General features: G+C 64.3%; 15 protein-coding genes. 5 read left to right on the top strand and 10 right to left on the bottom strand.

Going from position 1 to position 15822, the window contains the following annotated elements; genetic code table 11:
* Nucleotides 1–84: 84 nt before the first annotated feature.
* On the top strand, nucleotides 85–2058 hold the full coding sequence (locus LB535_RS11710; protein WP_224632265.1) for a TadE/TadG family type IV pilus assembly protein: 1974 nt from the start codon (nucleotides 85–87) through the stop codon (nucleotides 2056–2058).
* A gap of 245 nt (nucleotides 2059–2303) precedes the next feature.
* On the opposite strand, the gene LB535_RS11705 is transcribed toward LB535_RS11710, so the two are convergent.
* A complete protein-coding gene (locus LB535_RS11705; protein ID WP_224610659.1) occupies nucleotides 2304–3128 on the bottom strand; it encodes a DUF2189 domain-containing protein in 825 nt (274 codons plus the stop codon).
* A gap of 50 nt (nucleotides 3129–3178) precedes the next feature.
* On the opposite strand from LB535_RS11705, the gene LB535_RS28825 reads away from it, so the two are divergent.
* Together LB535_RS28825 and LB535_RS11700 are read left to right on the top strand one after the other, a co-directional pair.
* A complete protein-coding gene (locus tag LB535_RS28825) occupies nucleotides 3179–3301 on the top strand; it encodes a hypothetical protein (protein ID WP_263490663.1) in 123 nt (40 codons plus the stop codon).
* Nucleotides 3298–3804 (top strand): CAP domain-containing protein, encoded by a 507-nt coding sequence (locus tag LB535_RS11700; RefSeq protein ID WP_224632264.1) that lies wholly within the window; start codon nucleotides 3298–3300, stop codon nucleotides 3802–3804. Before LB535_RS28825 ends, LB535_RS11700 begins: the two co-directional genes overlap by 4 nt.
* Nucleotides 3805–3834: 30 nt before the next feature.
* Here the strand turns inward: LB535_RS11700 and LB535_RS11695 are convergent, their stop codons facing one another.
* The 7 genes from LB535_RS11695 to LB535_RS11665 form a co-directional block, all read right to left on the bottom strand.
* On the bottom strand, nucleotides 3835–5367 hold the full coding sequence (locus LB535_RS11695; RefSeq protein ID WP_224544701.1) for a DHA2 family efflux MFS transporter permease subunit: 1533 nt from the start codon (nucleotides 5365–5367) through the stop codon (nucleotides 3835–3837).
* A gap of 384 nt (nucleotides 5368–5751) precedes the next feature.
* Nucleotides 5752–6951, bottom strand: a complete 1200-nt coding sequence (locus LB535_RS11690) for an HlyD family secretion protein (protein ID WP_224632263.1) — start codon at nucleotides 6949–6951, stop codon at nucleotides 5752–5754.
* A complete protein-coding gene (locus LB535_RS11685; protein WP_224632374.1) occupies nucleotides 6948–7424 on the bottom strand; it encodes a MarR family winged helix-turn-helix transcriptional regulator in 477 nt (158 codons plus the stop codon). The genes LB535_RS11690 and LB535_RS11685 overlap by 4 nt, the downstream gene beginning before the upstream one ends.
* A 402-nt stretch (nucleotides 7425–7826) precedes the next feature.
* On the bottom strand, nucleotides 7827–8762 hold the full coding sequence (locus LB535_RS11680) for a helix-turn-helix domain-containing GNAT family N-acetyltransferase (RefSeq protein WP_095768462.1): 936 nt from the start codon (nucleotides 8760–8762) through the stop codon (nucleotides 7827–7829).
* Nucleotides 8763–8921: 159 nt separating this feature from the next.
* On the bottom strand, nucleotides 8922–10058 hold the full coding sequence (locus LB535_RS11675) for an alanine racemase (RefSeq protein WP_224632262.1): 1137 nt from the start codon (nucleotides 10056–10058) through the stop codon (nucleotides 8922–8924).
* Complete coding sequence (locus LB535_RS11670; protein ID WP_224632261.1) at nucleotides 10055–11335, bottom strand: D-arabinono-1,4-lactone oxidase; 1281 nt, start codon at nucleotides 11333–11335, stop codon at nucleotides 10055–10057. Before LB535_RS11670 ends, LB535_RS11675 begins: the two co-directional genes overlap by 4 nt.
* 14 nt (nucleotides 11336–11349) lie before the next feature.
* The gene (locus LB535_RS11665; protein WP_224632260.1) at nucleotides 11350–12534 is read right to left on the bottom strand and encodes an MFS transporter; all 1185 of its coding nucleotides are present in this window, start codon (nucleotides 12532–12534) and stop codon (nucleotides 11350–11352) included.
* Between the two features lie 119 nt (nucleotides 12535–12653).
* On the opposite strand from LB535_RS11665, the gene LB535_RS11660 reads away from it, so the two are divergent.
* On the top strand, nucleotides 12654–13280 hold the full coding sequence (locus LB535_RS11660) for a TetR/AcrR family transcriptional regulator (protein WP_224632259.1): 627 nt from the start codon (nucleotides 12654–12656) through the stop codon (nucleotides 13278–13280).
* A 6-nt stretch (nucleotides 13281–13286) separates the two neighbouring features.
* Here LB535_RS11660 and LB535_RS11655 read toward each other — a convergent pair whose 3' ends face one another.
* Nucleotides 13287–14183: a LysR family transcriptional regulator gene (locus tag LB535_RS11655; protein WP_224632258.1), complete on the bottom strand. Its 897-nt coding sequence runs from the start codon at nucleotides 14181–14183 to the stop codon at nucleotides 13287–13289.
* 106 nt (nucleotides 14184–14289) lie between these two features.
* On the opposite strand from LB535_RS11655, the gene LB535_RS11650 reads away from it, so the two are divergent.
* On the top strand, nucleotides 14290–15051 hold the full coding sequence (locus tag LB535_RS11650; protein ID WP_224632257.1) for an SDR family NAD(P)-dependent oxidoreductase: 762 nt from the start codon (nucleotides 14290–14292) through the stop codon (nucleotides 15049–15051).
* Here the strand turns inward: LB535_RS11650 and LB535_RS11645 are convergent.
* Nucleotides 15048–15770 carry a hypothetical protein gene (locus tag LB535_RS11645; protein WP_224632256.1) on the bottom strand — a complete coding sequence of 241 codons (723 nt, stop codon included), beginning with the start codon at nucleotides 15768–15770 and terminating at the stop codon, nucleotides 15048–15050. The genes LB535_RS11650 and LB535_RS11645 overlap by 4 nt on opposite strands.
* Nucleotides 15771–15822 lie beyond the last annotated feature (52 nt).

Below are 15822 nucleotides of genomic sequence, written 5' to 3'. Positions count from 1 at the left end.
AGCGGTTTGCCAAACCGGTCCTTCAGCGTTTTGTGGAAATGTCGCCCGACAGAGAATCCGCCGGCGGGGGGCCGCTCGATAAAAATGCGCAAATTCTGGCATCAATTCTGCCGTGACCGCCGCGGCAACTATGCGTTCATGACCGCGATCGCCATGGTGCCGCTGATGGGGGCGGTGGCGATGGCCGTCGACTTCAGCGAGCTCAACCGCCAGAAGCAGATGGTGCTCAACGCGCTCGACGCCGCCAATTTCGCCGCGGCGCGGCGGCTTGCCGAAGGCGCCACGGATGACCAGATCAGAGCCTATGCGGTCGACTTCTTCAACGCCAACTTGAACAACATCGACCCCGCCGACATCTCGCTCAACATCACGCTGCCCACCAGCCAGGCCGGCGGCGGTCTGCTCACGATGAGCGCGACGCTGAACTATCACCCTTATTTCTACCCGTCCTCCTCGCTGCTCGTCGGCGCATCCACGGTCGATGCGAACAAGTCGATCAACCTTGCCATGGACTCCCAGGTGCGGCTGAAGAACACGCTGGAAGTGGCGATGGTGCTCGACAATTCAGGCTCCATGACAACGCCCGGCACAGGCACGGGACAGAAGCGCATCGACCTGCTCAAGCAGGCGGCCAAGCAGCTCGTCGACACGCTGGGGCAGCAGGCGGCGCAGATCAAGCAGATCGACAAGCCGGTCCAGTTCAGCCTCGTGCCGTTCGCGGCGTCGGTCAATGTCGGGCCGAACAACGACAACGCCTCCTGGATGGACACCTACGGGCTGTCGCCAATCGCCAACGAGAATTTCGATTGGTCGACGCTGAACGCTCCCGCCAAATACGCTCAGAAAATCAACGGCATTTGGTATAAAAAAGGTACCGGTTGGGGCTCGGAGGAGGGGCAGATACTGACCCGCTTCGAGCTCTATCGGGATATGAAGGTCGTCACCAGCCACGAACGCATCGCCGGCAGCAAGCGCGTCGTCTGCGACGAATATCGCGACAACCATACCTGCGAGCGCAGCCACAACGAATATGATTACAACGACACCTATGGCCCGTTCGCCAGTTGGCAGGGTTGCGTGGAAGTGCGGCCCTATCCCTACAATGTCAACGACACGCCGGCCTCCGGCGGGCCCAACAACACGGGCATCGGCGTCGGCGATCCAGCGACCATGTTCGTGCCGATGTTCGCGCCCGACGAGCCCGGCAACCATTGGTATGTCACACAGGATCCTGACGAACCGAGGCCAGTGACCTATGGCGCCGCCAACAGTTGGTGGAACGACGATCCGTCGAGCACCACCGGCAAGACCAGGCAGTCCAATATGGCCAAATACTTCATGCCACGGCCGATCAATGCTCCGGTATTGAGCTCGGGCGCCGGGCCGAATTACAGCTGCACCACCACACCGATCACGCCGCTCACCGACGTCACCCAAACAGATGGGCTCGCGGCCATCAAGGCGGCGATCGACCTGATGCAGCCCAACGGCAACACCAATGTGCCCGAAGGCATGGCCTGGGGCTGGCGCACGGTTTCGAGCGCCGAACCCTTCACCGAAGGCCGTCCGGAATCCGAGCGCGGCAACGACAAGGTCGTCATCGTGCTCACCGACGGCGAGAACACCTATTCGACGGTCAGTTCCGATCCGGCCGGCAACAAGTCGACCTATGCCGCCTACGGCTATACCGGCGTCGGCTATAACGGCACATCGGTCACCCGCCTGTTCGGCGGCACGTCGAGCGCCATCGGCCAGTTCAACTATTCGTCGAGCAACTACACCGCGGCGATGAACGAGCAGATGGCGAAGCTGTGCGACAATGCCAAGGCGGCCAACATCATGGTGATGACGGTGGCGCTCGACATGTCGTCTATCAGTTCAAGCGACCAGAAGGCGATGGCCGTGCTGAAGGCCTGCTCTTCCGATTCCCGCTTCCGCAAGGATCCGACCGACCCTAGTAAACCGGCCAAGCTGTTCTGGAACGCCACCGGCGCAACGCTCTCCGACAACTTCAAGGAGATTGCCAACGAGCTGTCCAATTTGCGCGTGGTTGGGTAAGGCGGGCCGGCGCTGAAGCTGCCAATCTCCCCCTTTGCGGGGGAGATGGCCGGCAGGCCAGAGGGGGGTGTGAAGGAACTCGGCTTCATTCCTGCTTGAATTCCTTCCTCTACTTCGCGGGGCGAGGAACCCAGATCCTGATAAGCCGCCGGGACAGCACCCCCCTCTGCCTTGCCAGGCATCTCCCCCGCAAGGGGGGAGATTGGCAGTTTCGCCGATTTTGCCAATTGCCCGCGCTGGCAGCCCTACATCGGCCGGCGTACAGGCCGGATCTGCTCCGGCTCGACCACCTTGCGGTAGAGATGCCAGGTCGCGTGGCCGAGGATCGGCATGACGACGGCAAGCCCGGCAAACAGCGGGATCGAGCCGATCACCAGCAACACGGCGACCGTCAAACCCCAAAGCGCCATTGTCAGCGGATTTGCCATCACCGCGCGGGCCGAGGTTTCAATTGCCGAGACGGCGCCGACGTCGCGGTCGAGCAGCAGCGGGAACGCAATGACGGTGGTGGCCAAAACGACGGCGGCGAAAACGAAGCCGACGGCGTTGCCGACGAGGATCAACGTCCAGCCCCTGCCGGTCGTCAGCACATCGCGCACAAAGGCGCCGACCGAAGCGGGCGGCTCGGCGCCGAACAGGCTGGTGTAGAGCGACTGCGCGGCGAACAGCCACAACAGGAACAGCGCGAAAAGCAGGACGCCGATTACCGCGATCGACGGCAGCGCCGGCGAATGGCGCACGTCGAGCGCATGATGCCAGCGGCTGCTCATGCCGAGCTCGCGCCGGCGGCTGATCTCATACAGGCCAATGGCCGCGAAGGGCCCGATCAGCGCGAAGCCTGACATCAGCGGATAGACGAGTTGGATGGCGTTGGAGCCGGAGCTCCACCGCGTCAGGATCAGGCCGACGATCGGATAGATCAGGCACAGGAACACATAATGCGACGGCTTGGCCCAGAAATCCTCGGCGCCGAGCCTCAACGCATCCCAGAGATCCGACGTGGTGATGTGGCGCACCGTGGGCTGCACATGCATCCCGCGCGCGTCCGCCATGACATGAAAACCAGCCATAACCGTCCTCCGTTTTATACCGGGGGCGGTCACCACCTGGGTGGCCGCCCGTGGCTGCCACTTTCAAGAACGCCGGGATGATAACCGATCTTCCGGGGAATGTCGCGCTTCATGCGATTTTCATCGCCCTGCCCGGCAAAAGCCACGATCGCCGGTATCAAGAGGCCGCATGACCACCTTGATCACCACCTCCCCCGATTTCAACCGCCGCACGTTGCTCGCGGCCGCCGGCCTAGTGGCGCTTGCCGGCATAGCCGCCTGCAGCACCGTCTCCGTGCCGACCGGCGAAGGCGCCGGCGTCTCTTCGTCCGCGACAGCGACGTTGGCCAGTATCCGCAGCTCCGCCGGTCTGCCGACGCTGACGCCGGACGCGCAGCTCGAACAGGCGGCGCTGCAGCAGGCCGGCTATATGGCCTCGCGCGAGCGCATGAGCCACACCACTGGCTGGGGCAAGGATTTCGCCTCGCGCATGAAGGACAATGGCGTGCGGGGTGCTGCGGCCGAAAACATCGCCGAGGGCCGCTTCGACCTTGAGAAGCTGTTCGACATCTGGATGCATTCGGCCGGCCACCGCCGCAACATGCTCGATCAGGATTTCAGCCGCTTCGGGCTGGCTTACGTGCGCGACGGCCGCGATCCGGCTTTGCGCTATTGGGCGCTGGTGCTGGGCCGCTGAAAAGGCGGCCGGCTGAGAGCAGCGACTTTATCAATCCATATGCGCGGCCGGCGCCCCGCCCGCCGGTGCCGCTTTTGGCTTGCGCAGCAGAATGACGAAAGGAATGGCGGCCAGCGTCATCACCATCAGGATCTTGAAGTCGTTGATATAGGAAATCATCATCGCCTGGGCATTCACCGCGCGGTCGACCTGCGAAAGTGCTACGGGATCGCCGGCGGCGGCCGCCGGAGAAGCGGCCCACAGATTCGGGTTGTATGGATTGATGAAGGCCGACAGCTCGGTGTGGTTGACCTGGGTGTTGCGCACCATCAGCGCCGCGACCACCGATACGCCGATGGAGGAGCCCAGATTGCGCACCAGGCTGAACAGCGAGGTGGCGTCGGTGCGGTAGCGCGCGTCGAGCGTGGCGAAGGCGACCGTCGACAGCGGCACGAACACCATGCCCATGCCGAGACCCTGGATGACGCCCGAGGAGATGATCAGCCAATTGTCCATCTGCGGCGTGAAGCTCGCCATCGTGTAGAGCGACTGCGCGGTGAGCAGGAAGCCGATGGCGACGAGGATCCTGGCATCGATCCTGTGCATGATGCGGCCGACGACCAGCATCGAAATCATCGTGCCGATGCCGCGCGGACCCAGCACGACGCCGATGGTCACGGTCGGATAGCCGAAGATGTTGGCCAGCATCGGCGGCAACAGCGACATCGAGGCCAGTATCAGTACGCCCATGACGAAGATGAAGCCCAGCCCGGTCACGAAATTGCGGTCGAGGAATATCTTCGGATCGATGAAGGGATGCTCGGCCGTCACCGTGTGGATGATGAACACCCAGAAGCCGGTGAGCGACAGCGCGAGCTCGATCCAGATTTCGGCCGAGTTGAACCAGTCGACCTCGCCGCCGCGGTCGAGCAGAAGCTGCAGCGCGCCGACACCGAGCGACAGCATGGCGAAGCCGAAGAAGTCGAAGCCGCGCACGCGCTTGGCGATGACCGGCAGGTAGGCGGCCATGCCGAGGAAGGCGAGGATGCCGACCGGCAGGTTGATGAAGAACACCCAGCGCCAGTTGAAGTTTTCCGTCAGCCAGCCGCCGAGCGTCGGCCCCAGGATCGGCCCGAGCATGATGCCGGCGCCCCAGATCGCCATTGCCTGGCCATGGCGCTCCTTCGGGTTGATGTCGAGCAGGAAGGTCTGCGACAGCGGCACGATGGCCGCGCCGAACACGCCCTGCAGCAGGCGGAAGAGCACTATGGTCTCGAGGCTCCAGGCAAGACCGCAGAGCATGGAAAAGATGGTGAAGCCGACGACGGCGGTGAGGAACAGCTCCTTGCGGCCGAGCCTATCGGCGAGCCAGCCGGTAACCGGCGTCATGATCGCCGCAGCCACGATATAGGAGGTCAGCACCCAGTTGATGTTGTCGGGCGAGGCGCCGAGGTCGCCGGTCATGGTCGGCAGCGCGACGTTGGCGATCGTGGTGTCGAGCGCCTGCATGATCGTCGCCAGCATCAGCGCGACTGTGATCAGTCCGCGGTGCGGCACTTCCTTGAAAGGTTCGGGCGTGCTCATGATGCTGAACTTCCAGCAGGTAACAAACATATACGTTAGAGCATGATGCCGAAGTATCCTGCTCTATCTCTTTGATTTAGAGGCCGGTTCAGATTTCAGGTCGAACAGGCCCGAAATCATCCGGCTCTAGGTTTCCGGGCGGCAAAGCCTTCGTTGAGAGACCTTCATCGCGGTGGGACGCGACTATCGATGTGGGGGGTTACATCGACCGAAAGTCTCTGTTGGAGCGGATGCCTGCCGCCCGGAAACCTGAGGACCAACGGGTCCGTGGCCGAGCCTCAGCTTTCGAAGGAGCCGCCATGCGGCTTGCCTTGCTGATCCCTTGCCACGTCTCCACCAGACCAATCCCCTCAATGCCCGCCGGATCGCGACGGGCTCGCTGTCTTACCGCGCCTGCTCCCCTGCCGTGGCGTGACCGAAGATCGGCGGCAGGCCGCGCGCCACGCCGGTATCGACGGTGACGGTGGCGCTCATGCCGGTGCGCAACGCCATCTTGGCGTCGGGGTCGGTCAATTCCAGGCGCACGGGAATGCGCTGCGTGACCTTGACCCAGTTGCCGGTGGCGTTTTGCGCTGGCAGCAGCGAAAACTCCGCGCCCGTCCCGGCGCCGATGGCTTTCACGGTCGCCTCGAAGGTGCGGCCCGGATAGGTGTCGACGACGATCTCGGCCTTCTGGCCCGGCTTCATGTTGGTGAGCTGGGTCTCCTTGAAATTGGCGTCGATCCAGGTGTCGCCCGTCTCGACCAGAGCGAACAGCGGCGTGCCGACGCCGACATACTGGCCGACCTTGAACGACGCGGCCTGGTAGACGATGCCGTCGGCCGGCGCCTTGACCGTCGTCTGCGCCAGATCGTAGGCGGCCTTGTCGCGCGCGGCGAGCGCCGCCATCACGGTCGGATGCTTGTCGGTCTCGATATCCGGATTGCCGCCGAGCGCTGCCTTGGCGCTGACGATGCCCTGCTGTGCGACGGCGAGCTGCTGCTTGGCCTTGTCGAGATCGTTGCGGGCCTCGTCGAGCGACGACTTGGCGTTGATGCCTTTCTGCGCGAGATCGGCGGCGCGGCCATATTGCGACTGCGCATAGTCGACCTCGCTGGAGGCGGACTTTTCCTGCGCCATCGCCTGGCTGTAAGCGGCGCGCAGCTGTTCGACATTGAGGCGGGCGGCGGCGACCGCCGCGTCGGCCTGGGCGAGCGCGATCTTGTAAGGCTCGGGATCGATGACGAAGAGAAGGTCGCCCTGCTTGACCAGCTGGTTATCGGCGATGCCGACCTGCACGATACGGCCGGCCGTGTCGGAGGCGACCGAAATCCTGGCCTGCTGCAGGTTGGCGTTCTCGGTTTCCTGATAGCGGCCGCCCGTGATCCAGACATACGCGCCGCCGGCAAGCAGGGCCAGCGGCAGGGCGACCATCAACAGGAAGCGCCCGGGGCGGCGCTTCTTCTTCGGCGCCGGAGCGAGCCGCGGCTCGGCAGCCGCCGCAACCGGAGCGGCCGCCGGCTGGGCCGGCGCTTCCGCGACCGGCTGGGCCGGCGCAAGCTTGGTGACGTTGTTGTCGTCTTCTATCTTGGCTGCCGCGTTCATACTGCTGCCCCTTCCGTATTCTTCATCTTTTCCAGGGACGTCTCGGCGTCCGTCAAATTCTGCACGATGGCGTCCAGCACTCGGATCAGGACGCGGCGCTCTTCCGCCGACACGCCGGTCAGCGATTCCTCATAGACCTCGCCGGCAAGGCTCTTGACGTCGGCATAGGCCGCGTTCGCCTTCTCGGTCGGGAAGATCATGCGCACGCGCCGGTCGGTCGCGTCCTGGCGGCGCTCGATCCAGCCGCCCTCCTCCATGCGGTCGACCAGGCGCGAAACGCTGATCGGCTCGATTTCGAGGAGCTCGGCAAGCCGCGCCTGCGCGACGCCCGCCTCCTTGGCAACGCGCACGAGCAGCCGCCATTGCGCCGAGGAAAGACCCAACCCGCTGGCGCGCGCCTCGAAACGCTTGCGCATCAAGCGCTGCACGTCGTGGATCAAAAATCCCAATCTGTCGATACCGTCGGAAACCATGAGCGGCATATATAATAAGCGTGCTTACTATTCAAGAGGCTGCGTTGTTTCAGAAGCCGGCAAATCGAGGTTGCAGCAAAGCAAGCTCCCTTACGGTTAGCGATCGATGAACGTGCAGGGGTCGGTGCCGGTAGTGTGGCAATCCGCAGCTCCTCGTCCTGTTCGATTATCAGGATGGGCCGGCTACAAGAAACTACTCGATTTCCTCAAGGCGCATCTGGCGATGAGGGGTGTTCCAGCGGACTGAGACGTTGGCATTGCCTGGAGCACCCCTCATCCGTCGCCTTTCGGCGGCACCACCCAGCCCTTCGCTGGCTCAGGGCGTTCGAAGTTCGAAAAGCAATTGGCTTTTCGTTCGCTACGCGGAGCCCTTCTCAGCCCACAAGGGGAGAAGGAAAAGCGCTAAAGCTCGAGATTCCACGTTTGCCCGACAAGATCCTTGCCAAAGGAATGATGGCGTTCTTCCTCGACCAGCTTGAAGCCGGCAGCCTGGTAGATGCGGCGGGCCGAGCCCAGTATGTCGTTGGTCCAGAGCGTCAGTGTCCTGTAGCCCTTGGCGCGTGCGAAGGCGATGCATTCGTCGACCAGCCGCCGACCGATGCCGAGGCCGCGCGCCGACGGTTCGACGTAGAGCAGCCTGAGCTTCGCGACCTTGGGTGACTTGCGCATGACGAAGACCGAGCCGACCACCTCGCCTTCGCGCTCGGCGATCCAGCTGCGCTCCCATTGCGGGACGAAGTTCTTGACGAACTCACCGAGGATCTCTGCGACCAGCGCCTCGTAAGTTTCGTCCCAACCATAGTCCTGCGCGTAGATGAGGCCTTGACGGTGCGTGATCCAGCCGATGTCGCCGACCTGCAGCGGCCGCAGGATATAGGGAACCTTGGCTTCAGGTCTGTCGCCGAGCAGGTCCTGGACGGTGCGCATGGCGTTGACCAGCCGCTCCTGTTCGGCCGGCGCCAGGCGATCGAGCAGCGCGCGCACCTGGTCATGCGAATCCTGGTTGAGAGGCGCAAAGGCTTCCCTGCCGGCTGGCGTCAGCGCGATCGAGGCGCGGCGCGCGTCGGTCTCACTAGCTTCGCGTCCGACCAGGCCGCGCTCCTCGAATTTCTTCAACAGCCGGCTGACATAGCCGGGGTCGAGGCCGAGGTCGCGCACCAGGTCGCTTGCGACCAGCCCATCGCGATGGGCGAGCTCGTAAAGCACCCGCGCCTCGGTCAGCGAGAACGGACTTTTCAGCAGGCCCTCGTCGAGCAGGCCGAGCTGGCGGGTATAGAAGCGGTTGAAGGCGCGCACCGCATCGATACGATCCTTGCCTGGGTGATTGTGAATGGTCATGGGAAAATCCTCCTGTCTTGGACAGGATCAACCATTTAGTTGACTGAGTCAATTAATATGGCGAGCGGAACACTACACAATTTCGTCATTCCAGGGCGGAGCAAGGAGCGAAGCGACGCGCAGTTGCGGAGGCCAATGCCAATCGCGACCGCAGCGGCCCTACCCCATTGGCAGCACTGGCCAAAACTCCACAATACTCCCGGCCGAGAACACAGCGATCGCCCCAAAATGCTGCAGCACCGCCTCGCTCTGCGTCGGCCGCAGGAAGGCATAGTCGCCCGGCTTCACATCCGCGCCCGCCGGCAGGCCCATGAATTGCTGGTTGGACGAAAGGCCCATCAATCCGTTCGGTTTCATGCCTTCGGGAAACACCGGTTCGGCCATCCATTTGCCGCCATAGAGATAGCAGCCCTTGCGCGGGAAGAGGCCAAGCCCCTGCAGCGCCCTGGAAACCGCCGGCGGGCCGGGCAGCATCGGATCGAGCGCCTTGAGGATCGGCGTGGCGATAAAGGCCGCCGGCTGGAAGCCCTCCAAGCCAGGCGTGTCGAAATCCTTTGGCAGCACGAAGGCCGAGCCGATCGACACTTCGTTGGCGACGCCGCCGCCATGCAGCAGCGCGGTCTTGGAGCCGCCGATGTTGAGGATGCGGCGCTGGTCCGGATCGAGGACGGCGGCAAAATCGGCGGCTTTTGCAGAGGCCTGCTTCAGCGCCTTGGCCGCGCCCCCGAACAGGCCCGGTATCTCCGGCGCATGCGCCTCATAGGCCATGATGCCGTCGCAGAGCAGACCTTTTGGAATCGTGAGCGCGTTAATCTCGGCGGGATCACGAAAACCGCCGCGATGCAGGCCGACATCCACCTCGAAAGCGAAGCGCAATTCTGTGTTGAGCGCGGCAGCGAGCGCGCCATATTCCGCCAGCCGTTCCGGCGTGTCGATCAGCCAGCAGACGCGCGACCAACAGCCGGCGCCACCCCTGGTCAGCGCGGCCTTGGCGGCACCCACCGGCATCGGCTTGCCGTAGAGAAGATTGCCCTCAGGAAAGGCGTCAAGCACGGCCTGCGTTACCGGCGGATGGAAGGTCATGAAGCGATTGGTGCCAAGCGCCTTGGCGATGTGCGAAAGCAGCGGCACGCAAGGCAGCGATTTGTCGACCAGCCGCACGCCAAGGCCCGGCGCCAGCCTTTGCTTCACCAGCGCGACGTTGCCGTCCAGCCGGTCGCGATCGAGGACAAGGCAGGGCCGGAAAATCTCGGCGGCCCTCAAAGCATCGGCCAGGGCGGCGAAATAGGCGCTCATTGACGGATGCCGAACAGGCCGGCCATGTAGGGCGAGACGAAGCGGTTTTGCGGATCGATGTCGCGCCGCACCGTCATCGCATCGTCCCAGCGCGGATAAAGCTTCTTGAAGTCCGCCGCCTTCAGGCTGTGCATCTTGCCCCAATGCGGCCTGCCGCCATACTTGCGGAAGATCGGCTCGGCGGCGCGCATGAAAGGCAGCGGGTCGTTCGCCGCATCGTGGTGGATGGCGATCGAGCAGGTCAGCCTCTTGTAGAATGGCGAAAGCCAGAATTCGTCGGCCGCCACCGAGCGCACCTCGATCGGGAAATAGACTTCCGCAAAGTGCTTTTCCGTCAGCGCAATGATCTCGGCCAACGCCTTGGGACCTTCCTCGTAAGGCAGGTGGTACTCCATCTCGTTGAATTTGGTGCGCCGGTCGCTGGCGTAGACGTTGAGCCAGTCCTGCACATAGTCTTCCGCTGGCACTTTCCTCACCGCGCCCTTGATCAACGCGCGGCGCAGCGACGGCAGCCAGCGCAACGCGGTCCGAAGCTTGCGCAAAGTCGCCAGCCCTTCCTCGTCGTCCTCGGTCGGCCGCATCGTCGGCGCCGCGTCGCTGAGATCGCTGGCGATGAACTGGGCATACCCGGCAAATGGAATGTAGTAGAACTCGGCCGAGCGATGCGCGGCCATCATCGTCTCGAAATTTTTGAGCATGTCGCCGATCGGCAGCACCCATTTGCGGCGGCGCAGCCGGTAGGTGGCGATGTTGTTCATCGCCACTTCGGTCAGCACGCCGAAAGCGCCCAGCGCGACGCCCGTGGCGTGGATCATGTCCAGGTCGTCAGCCCGGCTGAACTCGCGCAGCTCGCCTTGCCCATCGACGAGCTGCACCGCCTCGAGTTGCGTGTGATAGGCGCCGAGCGTCGGGCCCGACCCATGCGTTGCCGTGCCCAGTGCGCCGCCGATCGCCTGGCGGTCGATGTCGCCCATGTTGGGCAGGCCCTGGCCGATGTCCTGCAGGATACGCATCAGCGAGCCGAGCCGCGTGCCTGCCCTCACCCGCGCCCGGTTGTTCGCGGCATCGTGCGAGACCAGCCCCTCGATCTTCTCCAGCGAGACGATGGTGCCGTCGGACTGCACCAGCGGCGTGAAGGAATGGCCGGCGCCGGCGATGCGCAGCGGACCGGGCGCCGACCGCACCAGTTCTGCCAGCTCGCCGGCATCGGCCGGCGCCGCGATCAATTTCGGGGAAGCCGTGACGAAGCCGGACCAGTTGCTCCAGGCGGTTGCCATCTTGACCCCTTTGCTCAGACCCGGCCGCGCCGTCGCGCGACCAGCACGAAAATGCCGAGCAAAAGCACGCTCGCCAAAGCGGCGGCCGCGGCGAATTCGGGCACGGGCCGGAAGTCCGCGCCGTCGATCAGCAGCGAGGCGGCGACCGGGCCGATGGCGAGGCCGAAGAGCTGGGCGGCCGGCACCAGCAGCACCGCCGTGCGCGTCTCGTCGGCGGTGATCGCCAGCCGGATCTGGTAAGGCACGATGAAGAGCAGGATGAAGCCCATCACCAGCGCCACGGCCCAGAATACCGAAAGACCCGGGCCGGACGCAAGCAGCAGCGAGCTGATCGCCGCGACGATCCCGATCAAGGTGACGGCAAAACGATAGTCGATGCGTGCCTCAAAGCTTGTCGCGGTCATCGCGCCGAGCACCTGCGCGGCAAGGCTCGCCGAAACCATCAGGCCGACGGTGCGGCCATCGACGTCGAACTGCGCGCCGATGGGCTCGAGAAAAGCCCAGACGGCGCCGAAGAACATGAAATAGCAGAAGATCGACAGCAGCGCGGCGATCGCCGGCACGGTCGCAACATTGGCGAACTGTTCTTCCTTAGGCAGGTCGGCATAGTCGTCGGGCACGGTCCATGCCACGACGAGCGAAAGCAGGCAGACGATGCCGAGCGTGATGAAGCCGCCGGCCGAGCCCGCTCTCGGCACGGCAAAGAGCGCGAGGATCAGAGCCAGCGCGCATTGCGCCAAGGTCTGCAGCGTGACGAAATAGCCGCCGATGCGCTCGGCCCGGCGCGAGCGGGCGATCAGCTCGGTTGCGACGGCGACAAGCCCGCCCTCCGCGAGGCCGGCCAGCGTGCGCGCGCCGATCAGCGCATTGGGGCTGCCAGCATAAGCGGTCCAGACATTGGCGAGCGCGAGCAGGACAAGCAGCACCGTGCTTTTCCAGCGCATGTTGCGGGCCGGCAAGAGCATCGCCACCACGCCGGAGCCGATCGCTATCGCGATCATCTCGGCGGTGGCGACCAGCGCCAGCTCGTCGCCGGTGACATGGCCTTCGCTGTAGAGCGCACCGAGCAGCACCGGCTGCAGTCCGAGGACGAGGAGGCCGACCGAGCCGATCCACAGCGCCGAGGCCAGCTGCAGGCCCGTCGGATTGCCGACAAGCCAATCGCCATTTTCCGCTTGCGCGGCTTGCGATGCAGTCACGAGGCGCTCTCCCTTGCAGCTCGCTCGAAAAACTGACAGGTTGTCAGCATTTCACGGAACTGATACTTGATCATGTTTCTTGTCAACCGCGAATTCGCGGCTTTCACGAGATTTGGCGCATGACGCAGACAAGGCGAACAGCGACGGAACCGCGGCGCAGGCCGAAGCAGGAGCGCAGTCGGGAGCGCATCGACGCGATCCTGGCCACGACCATGCGCCTGATCGGCGAGAAGGGCATCGACGCGGTGACGATGAAGGAAGTCGGCGCGCTGGCCGGCGGACCGATCGCTACCGTCTACCACTATTTCCCCAGCAAGTCGGCGATCCTGGCGATGCTCTATGAGCGGTTCTCCGAGGAAAGCCGCGCACGCTTCGGCGCAATCATCGCCGGGATAGGCCGGCTGGATGACGTGACCGCGGCGGCCGACCGCCTGCTCGACGACTATTACAGCCGCGTGGCGGCGGACCCGGCCATCCAGGATCTGCAGAATGCCATCCAGGCCGACAAGGCGCTGCAGCATCTCGACATCGCCGAGACGAGGCAACAGGCGAAGATGTTCTGCGACAAGGTCGGGCCGATGCTCCAAGCGGAGCAGCGCGAGGCGTTCGGACGTATCGTGTTCCTGATCTTCCAGCTTGCCGGCGGCGTCGTGCGGCTGGCGCTGACGCAGGACGAGGCGGAGGGCCGGCGCACGATCGAGGATTATCGTTCGATCATCCACACGCAGTTGCGATTGTTTCTCTGAGCGCGATCAGGGATCCAGCTTCGGCCCCAGGATTTCCACCAGCCAGTCGACGAACACCCTCACCCGTGGCGACAACTGGCGGCTCGGCGGATAGAGCACCGAGATCGGCGTCGGCGTCGGCGGAAAATCGGGAAGCACCTCGACCAGCCGGCCGGCCGCGATATCGTCCGCATAGCGGAGCCTTGGCGCCTGGAACAGCCCGAAGCCCAGCCGGACCAGCGCGGCACTTGTGTCTGAGTTCGCGACCGTGACCCGCGACGGCAGGACGATTTCGCGAACCTTGCCGTCGACGGTGAATTCCAGCGGCATCACCTGCCTCGTGCGCGACGACACGAAGCCGATCATCATATGGCCGGCAAGGTCATCCGGCGTGCGCGGCAGGCCGTGGCGTTCGAGATAGGCGGGGCTGGCAACGGTGATTTCGCGGGCGATGCCGAGCCGCCGCACGATCATGTCGCTGTCGGGCAGCGTGCCGGCCCGGATGACGCAATCGACGCCCTCGCGCACGAGGTCGACGAGGCGGTCGCCTTCGCCGATATGCACGGTCAGGCCCGGATATCTGGCGAGCAGCGCCGGCAATTCCGGCAGCAGGAAGGTGCGTGCCATGTGGCCGTTGACGTCGACGCTGAGCCTTCCCCGCACCTCATGCGCGCCGAAGCCGCCTTCGGCATCCTCGATGTCGGCCAGAATGCCGATGCAGCGCTGGTAATAGGCTTCGCCGTCGAGCGTCGTGGTGACGTGGCGCGTGGTGCGGCGAAGCAATTGCACGCCGAGCCGCTCTTCGAGCTGCTTGATCGCGGCGGTGGCGCTGGAGCGCGGCAGGGCGAGATCGGCGGCGGCCGCAGTGAAGCTGCGCCGTTCCACGACGCGGGTGAAGAGCCGCATGCTGTCGAATCGGTCCATCGCTTATTGTTCACACACGCTGAATAGTGTTGGCAATCCATGGCCGATTATGTCGGCTCACCGGGCGAGTATATGCATCTCCATCCAGACAGAAGGAGATCTCGCTATGACCACCCGCCCCATCGCTCTCATCACCGGCGGCAGCCGCGGCCTCGGCCGCAACACCGCGCTCAACCTCGCCCGCAAGGGCGTCGACGTCGTCCTCACCTATCGCTCGCGCGCCGACGAGGCGAAGACGGCAATCGCCGAGATCGAGGCGGCCGGCGGCCGGGCTGCCGCGCTTGAGCTCGATGCCGGCGCCGTCGCCAGCTTCCCGGCTTTCGTTGAAGCGTTGAAGAAGACGCTTCACGAGACCTGGCAACGCGACCGTTTCGACTATCTCGTCAACAATGCCGGCACCGGTCTGCGCAAGCCGATCGCCGAGACGACGCAAGAGGAGTTCGACACGCTGATGAACGTCCATCTCAAGGGCGTGTTCTTCCTCACCCAGGCGCTGCTGCCGCTGATCAACGATGACGGCCGTATCATCAACGTCTCGAGCGGCCTGGCGCGCTTCTCGGTCCCGGGCTCCGCCGCCTATGCGATGATGAAGGGCGGCGTCGAAGTGTTCACGCGCTATCTCGCCAAGGAACTGGCGGCCCGGCGCATCACCGCCAACACGGTGGCGCCGGGCGCGATCGCGACCGATTTCAACGGCGGTCATGTGCGCGACGACGCCGAGATCAATCGCGTCGTGGCTGGCATGACGGCGCTCGGCCGCGCCGGTGTCGCCGACGACATCGGCCCGATGATCGCCTCGCTGCTGTCCGAGGACAATCGGTGGGTCAACGCCCAGCGCATCGAAGTGTCGGGCGGCATGAACATCTAGCCTAGCTGGCGAATCAACCCTTCGAAGCCGTCGGCAAGATTGGCATTGCCGGCGGCGAGGAAGGCAGACAGGTTGCGGACGCGTCCGGGCGTCTTGTTGGCGTCAAGCAGCACGGCCCTGCCTTCGTGCATGACGAAATCGAATTTGCCGTGATCGAAGCCGAGCTGGCGCCGCAGCGCCCGCAGCTCCTCGGGAACAGGAACCGCCTCGCGGCGGATGGTGTCTTCGCCCTTGACCAGGCTCTGCGGCGAGACATGCCGGGTACACCGCTCGCGTTCGCCGCAGAACAGCCAGAAGCGAGCGCCAAAGCCGTCAGGCTCGGGCTCGGGAACGAACTTTTCCACCACCAGATCCTTGCGGTCGAACACTCCCGGGGAAACATCCGCAAGCGAGCCATGGATGCGGTAGCGATCGAGCAGCTTGGCATCGGGAAACGGCTCCGGCCTGCCGGCGCGCCGCGATCGTCGGTTGAGCGTCTGCTCTCGCGTCCCCAGATTGTTGAGGCTGCTCTTGACGATGACAGGGCCTTGCCAGCCGTGGTCCCGGTCGATCACGGCGCCGCTGACGCGACGCTTCGAGATGTCGGCTGCGCCGATGTTGAGGCAGAAGGGATAAGTGCGCGCGTATTCGACATATTCAGTTGGCGTCACGGTCGCGTCGACATGCAGTATCGCGATATCCGCCTCCGGCTTGGCCGAAGTGCCCGCAAGAACGCGCACGGAATGTCCCCGACGTTTCAACTCCTCCAGGAGATCGAAGAGCATGTAGGGG

It is taken from the genome of Mesorhizobium sp. CA10 (assembly GCF_020165285.1).
Lineage (GTDB): Bacteria > Pseudomonadota > Alphaproteobacteria > Rhizobiales > Rhizobiaceae > Mesorhizobium.
The sequence above is the reverse complement of the archived record's forward strand: the minus strand, read 5'-3'. Positions and strand labels throughout refer to the sequence as shown.

What these genes read in the sequence shown, in the direction of transcription:
- LB535_RS11710 (WP_224632265.1), top strand. Translation starts at nt 85, where the DNA reads ATGCGCAAATTCTGGCATCAATTCTGCCGTGACCGCCGCGGCAACTAT.
- LB535_RS11705 (WP_224610659.1), bottom strand. Translation starts at nt 3,128, where the DNA reads ATGGCTGGTTTTCATGTCATGGCGGACGCGCGCGGGATGCATGTGCAG.
- LB535_RS11700 (WP_224632264.1), top strand. Translation starts at nt 3,298, where the DNA reads ATGACCACCTTGATCACCACCTCCCCCGATTTCAACCGCCGCACGTTG.
- LB535_RS11695 (WP_224544701.1), bottom strand. Translation starts at nt 5,367, where the DNA reads ATGAGCACGCCCGAACCTTTCAAGGAAGTGCCGCACCGCGGACTGATC.
- LB535_RS11690 (WP_224632263.1), bottom strand. Translation starts at nt 6,951, where the DNA reads ATGAACGCGGCAGCCAAGATAGAAGACGACAACAACGTCACCAAGCTT.
- LB535_RS11685 (WP_224632374.1), bottom strand. Translation starts at nt 7,424, where the DNA reads ATGGTTTCCGACGGTATCGACAGATTGGGATTTTTGATCCACGACGTG.
- LB535_RS11680 (WP_095768462.1), bottom strand. Translation starts at nt 8,762, where the DNA reads ATGACCATTCACAATCACCCAGGCAAGGATCGTATCGATGCGGTGCGC.
- LB535_RS11675 (WP_224632262.1), bottom strand. Translation starts at nt 10,058, where the DNA reads ATGAGCGCCTATTTCGCCGCCCTGGCCGATGCTTTGAGGGCCGCCGAG.
- LB535_RS11670 (WP_224632261.1), bottom strand. Translation starts at nt 11,335, where the DNA reads ATGGCAACCGCCTGGAGCAACTGGTCCGGCTTCGTCACGGCTTCCCCG.
- LB535_RS11660 (WP_224632259.1), top strand. Translation starts at nt 12,654, where the DNA reads ATGACGCAGACAAGGCGAACAGCGACGGAACCGCGGCGCAGGCCGAAG.
- LB535_RS11655 (WP_224632258.1), bottom strand. Translation starts at nt 14,183, where the DNA reads ATGGACCGATTCGACAGCATGCGGCTCTTCACCCGCGTCGTGGAACGG.
- LB535_RS11650 (WP_224632257.1), top strand. Translation starts at nt 14,290, where the DNA reads ATGACCACCCGCCCCATCGCTCTCATCACCGGCGGCAGCCGCGGCCTC.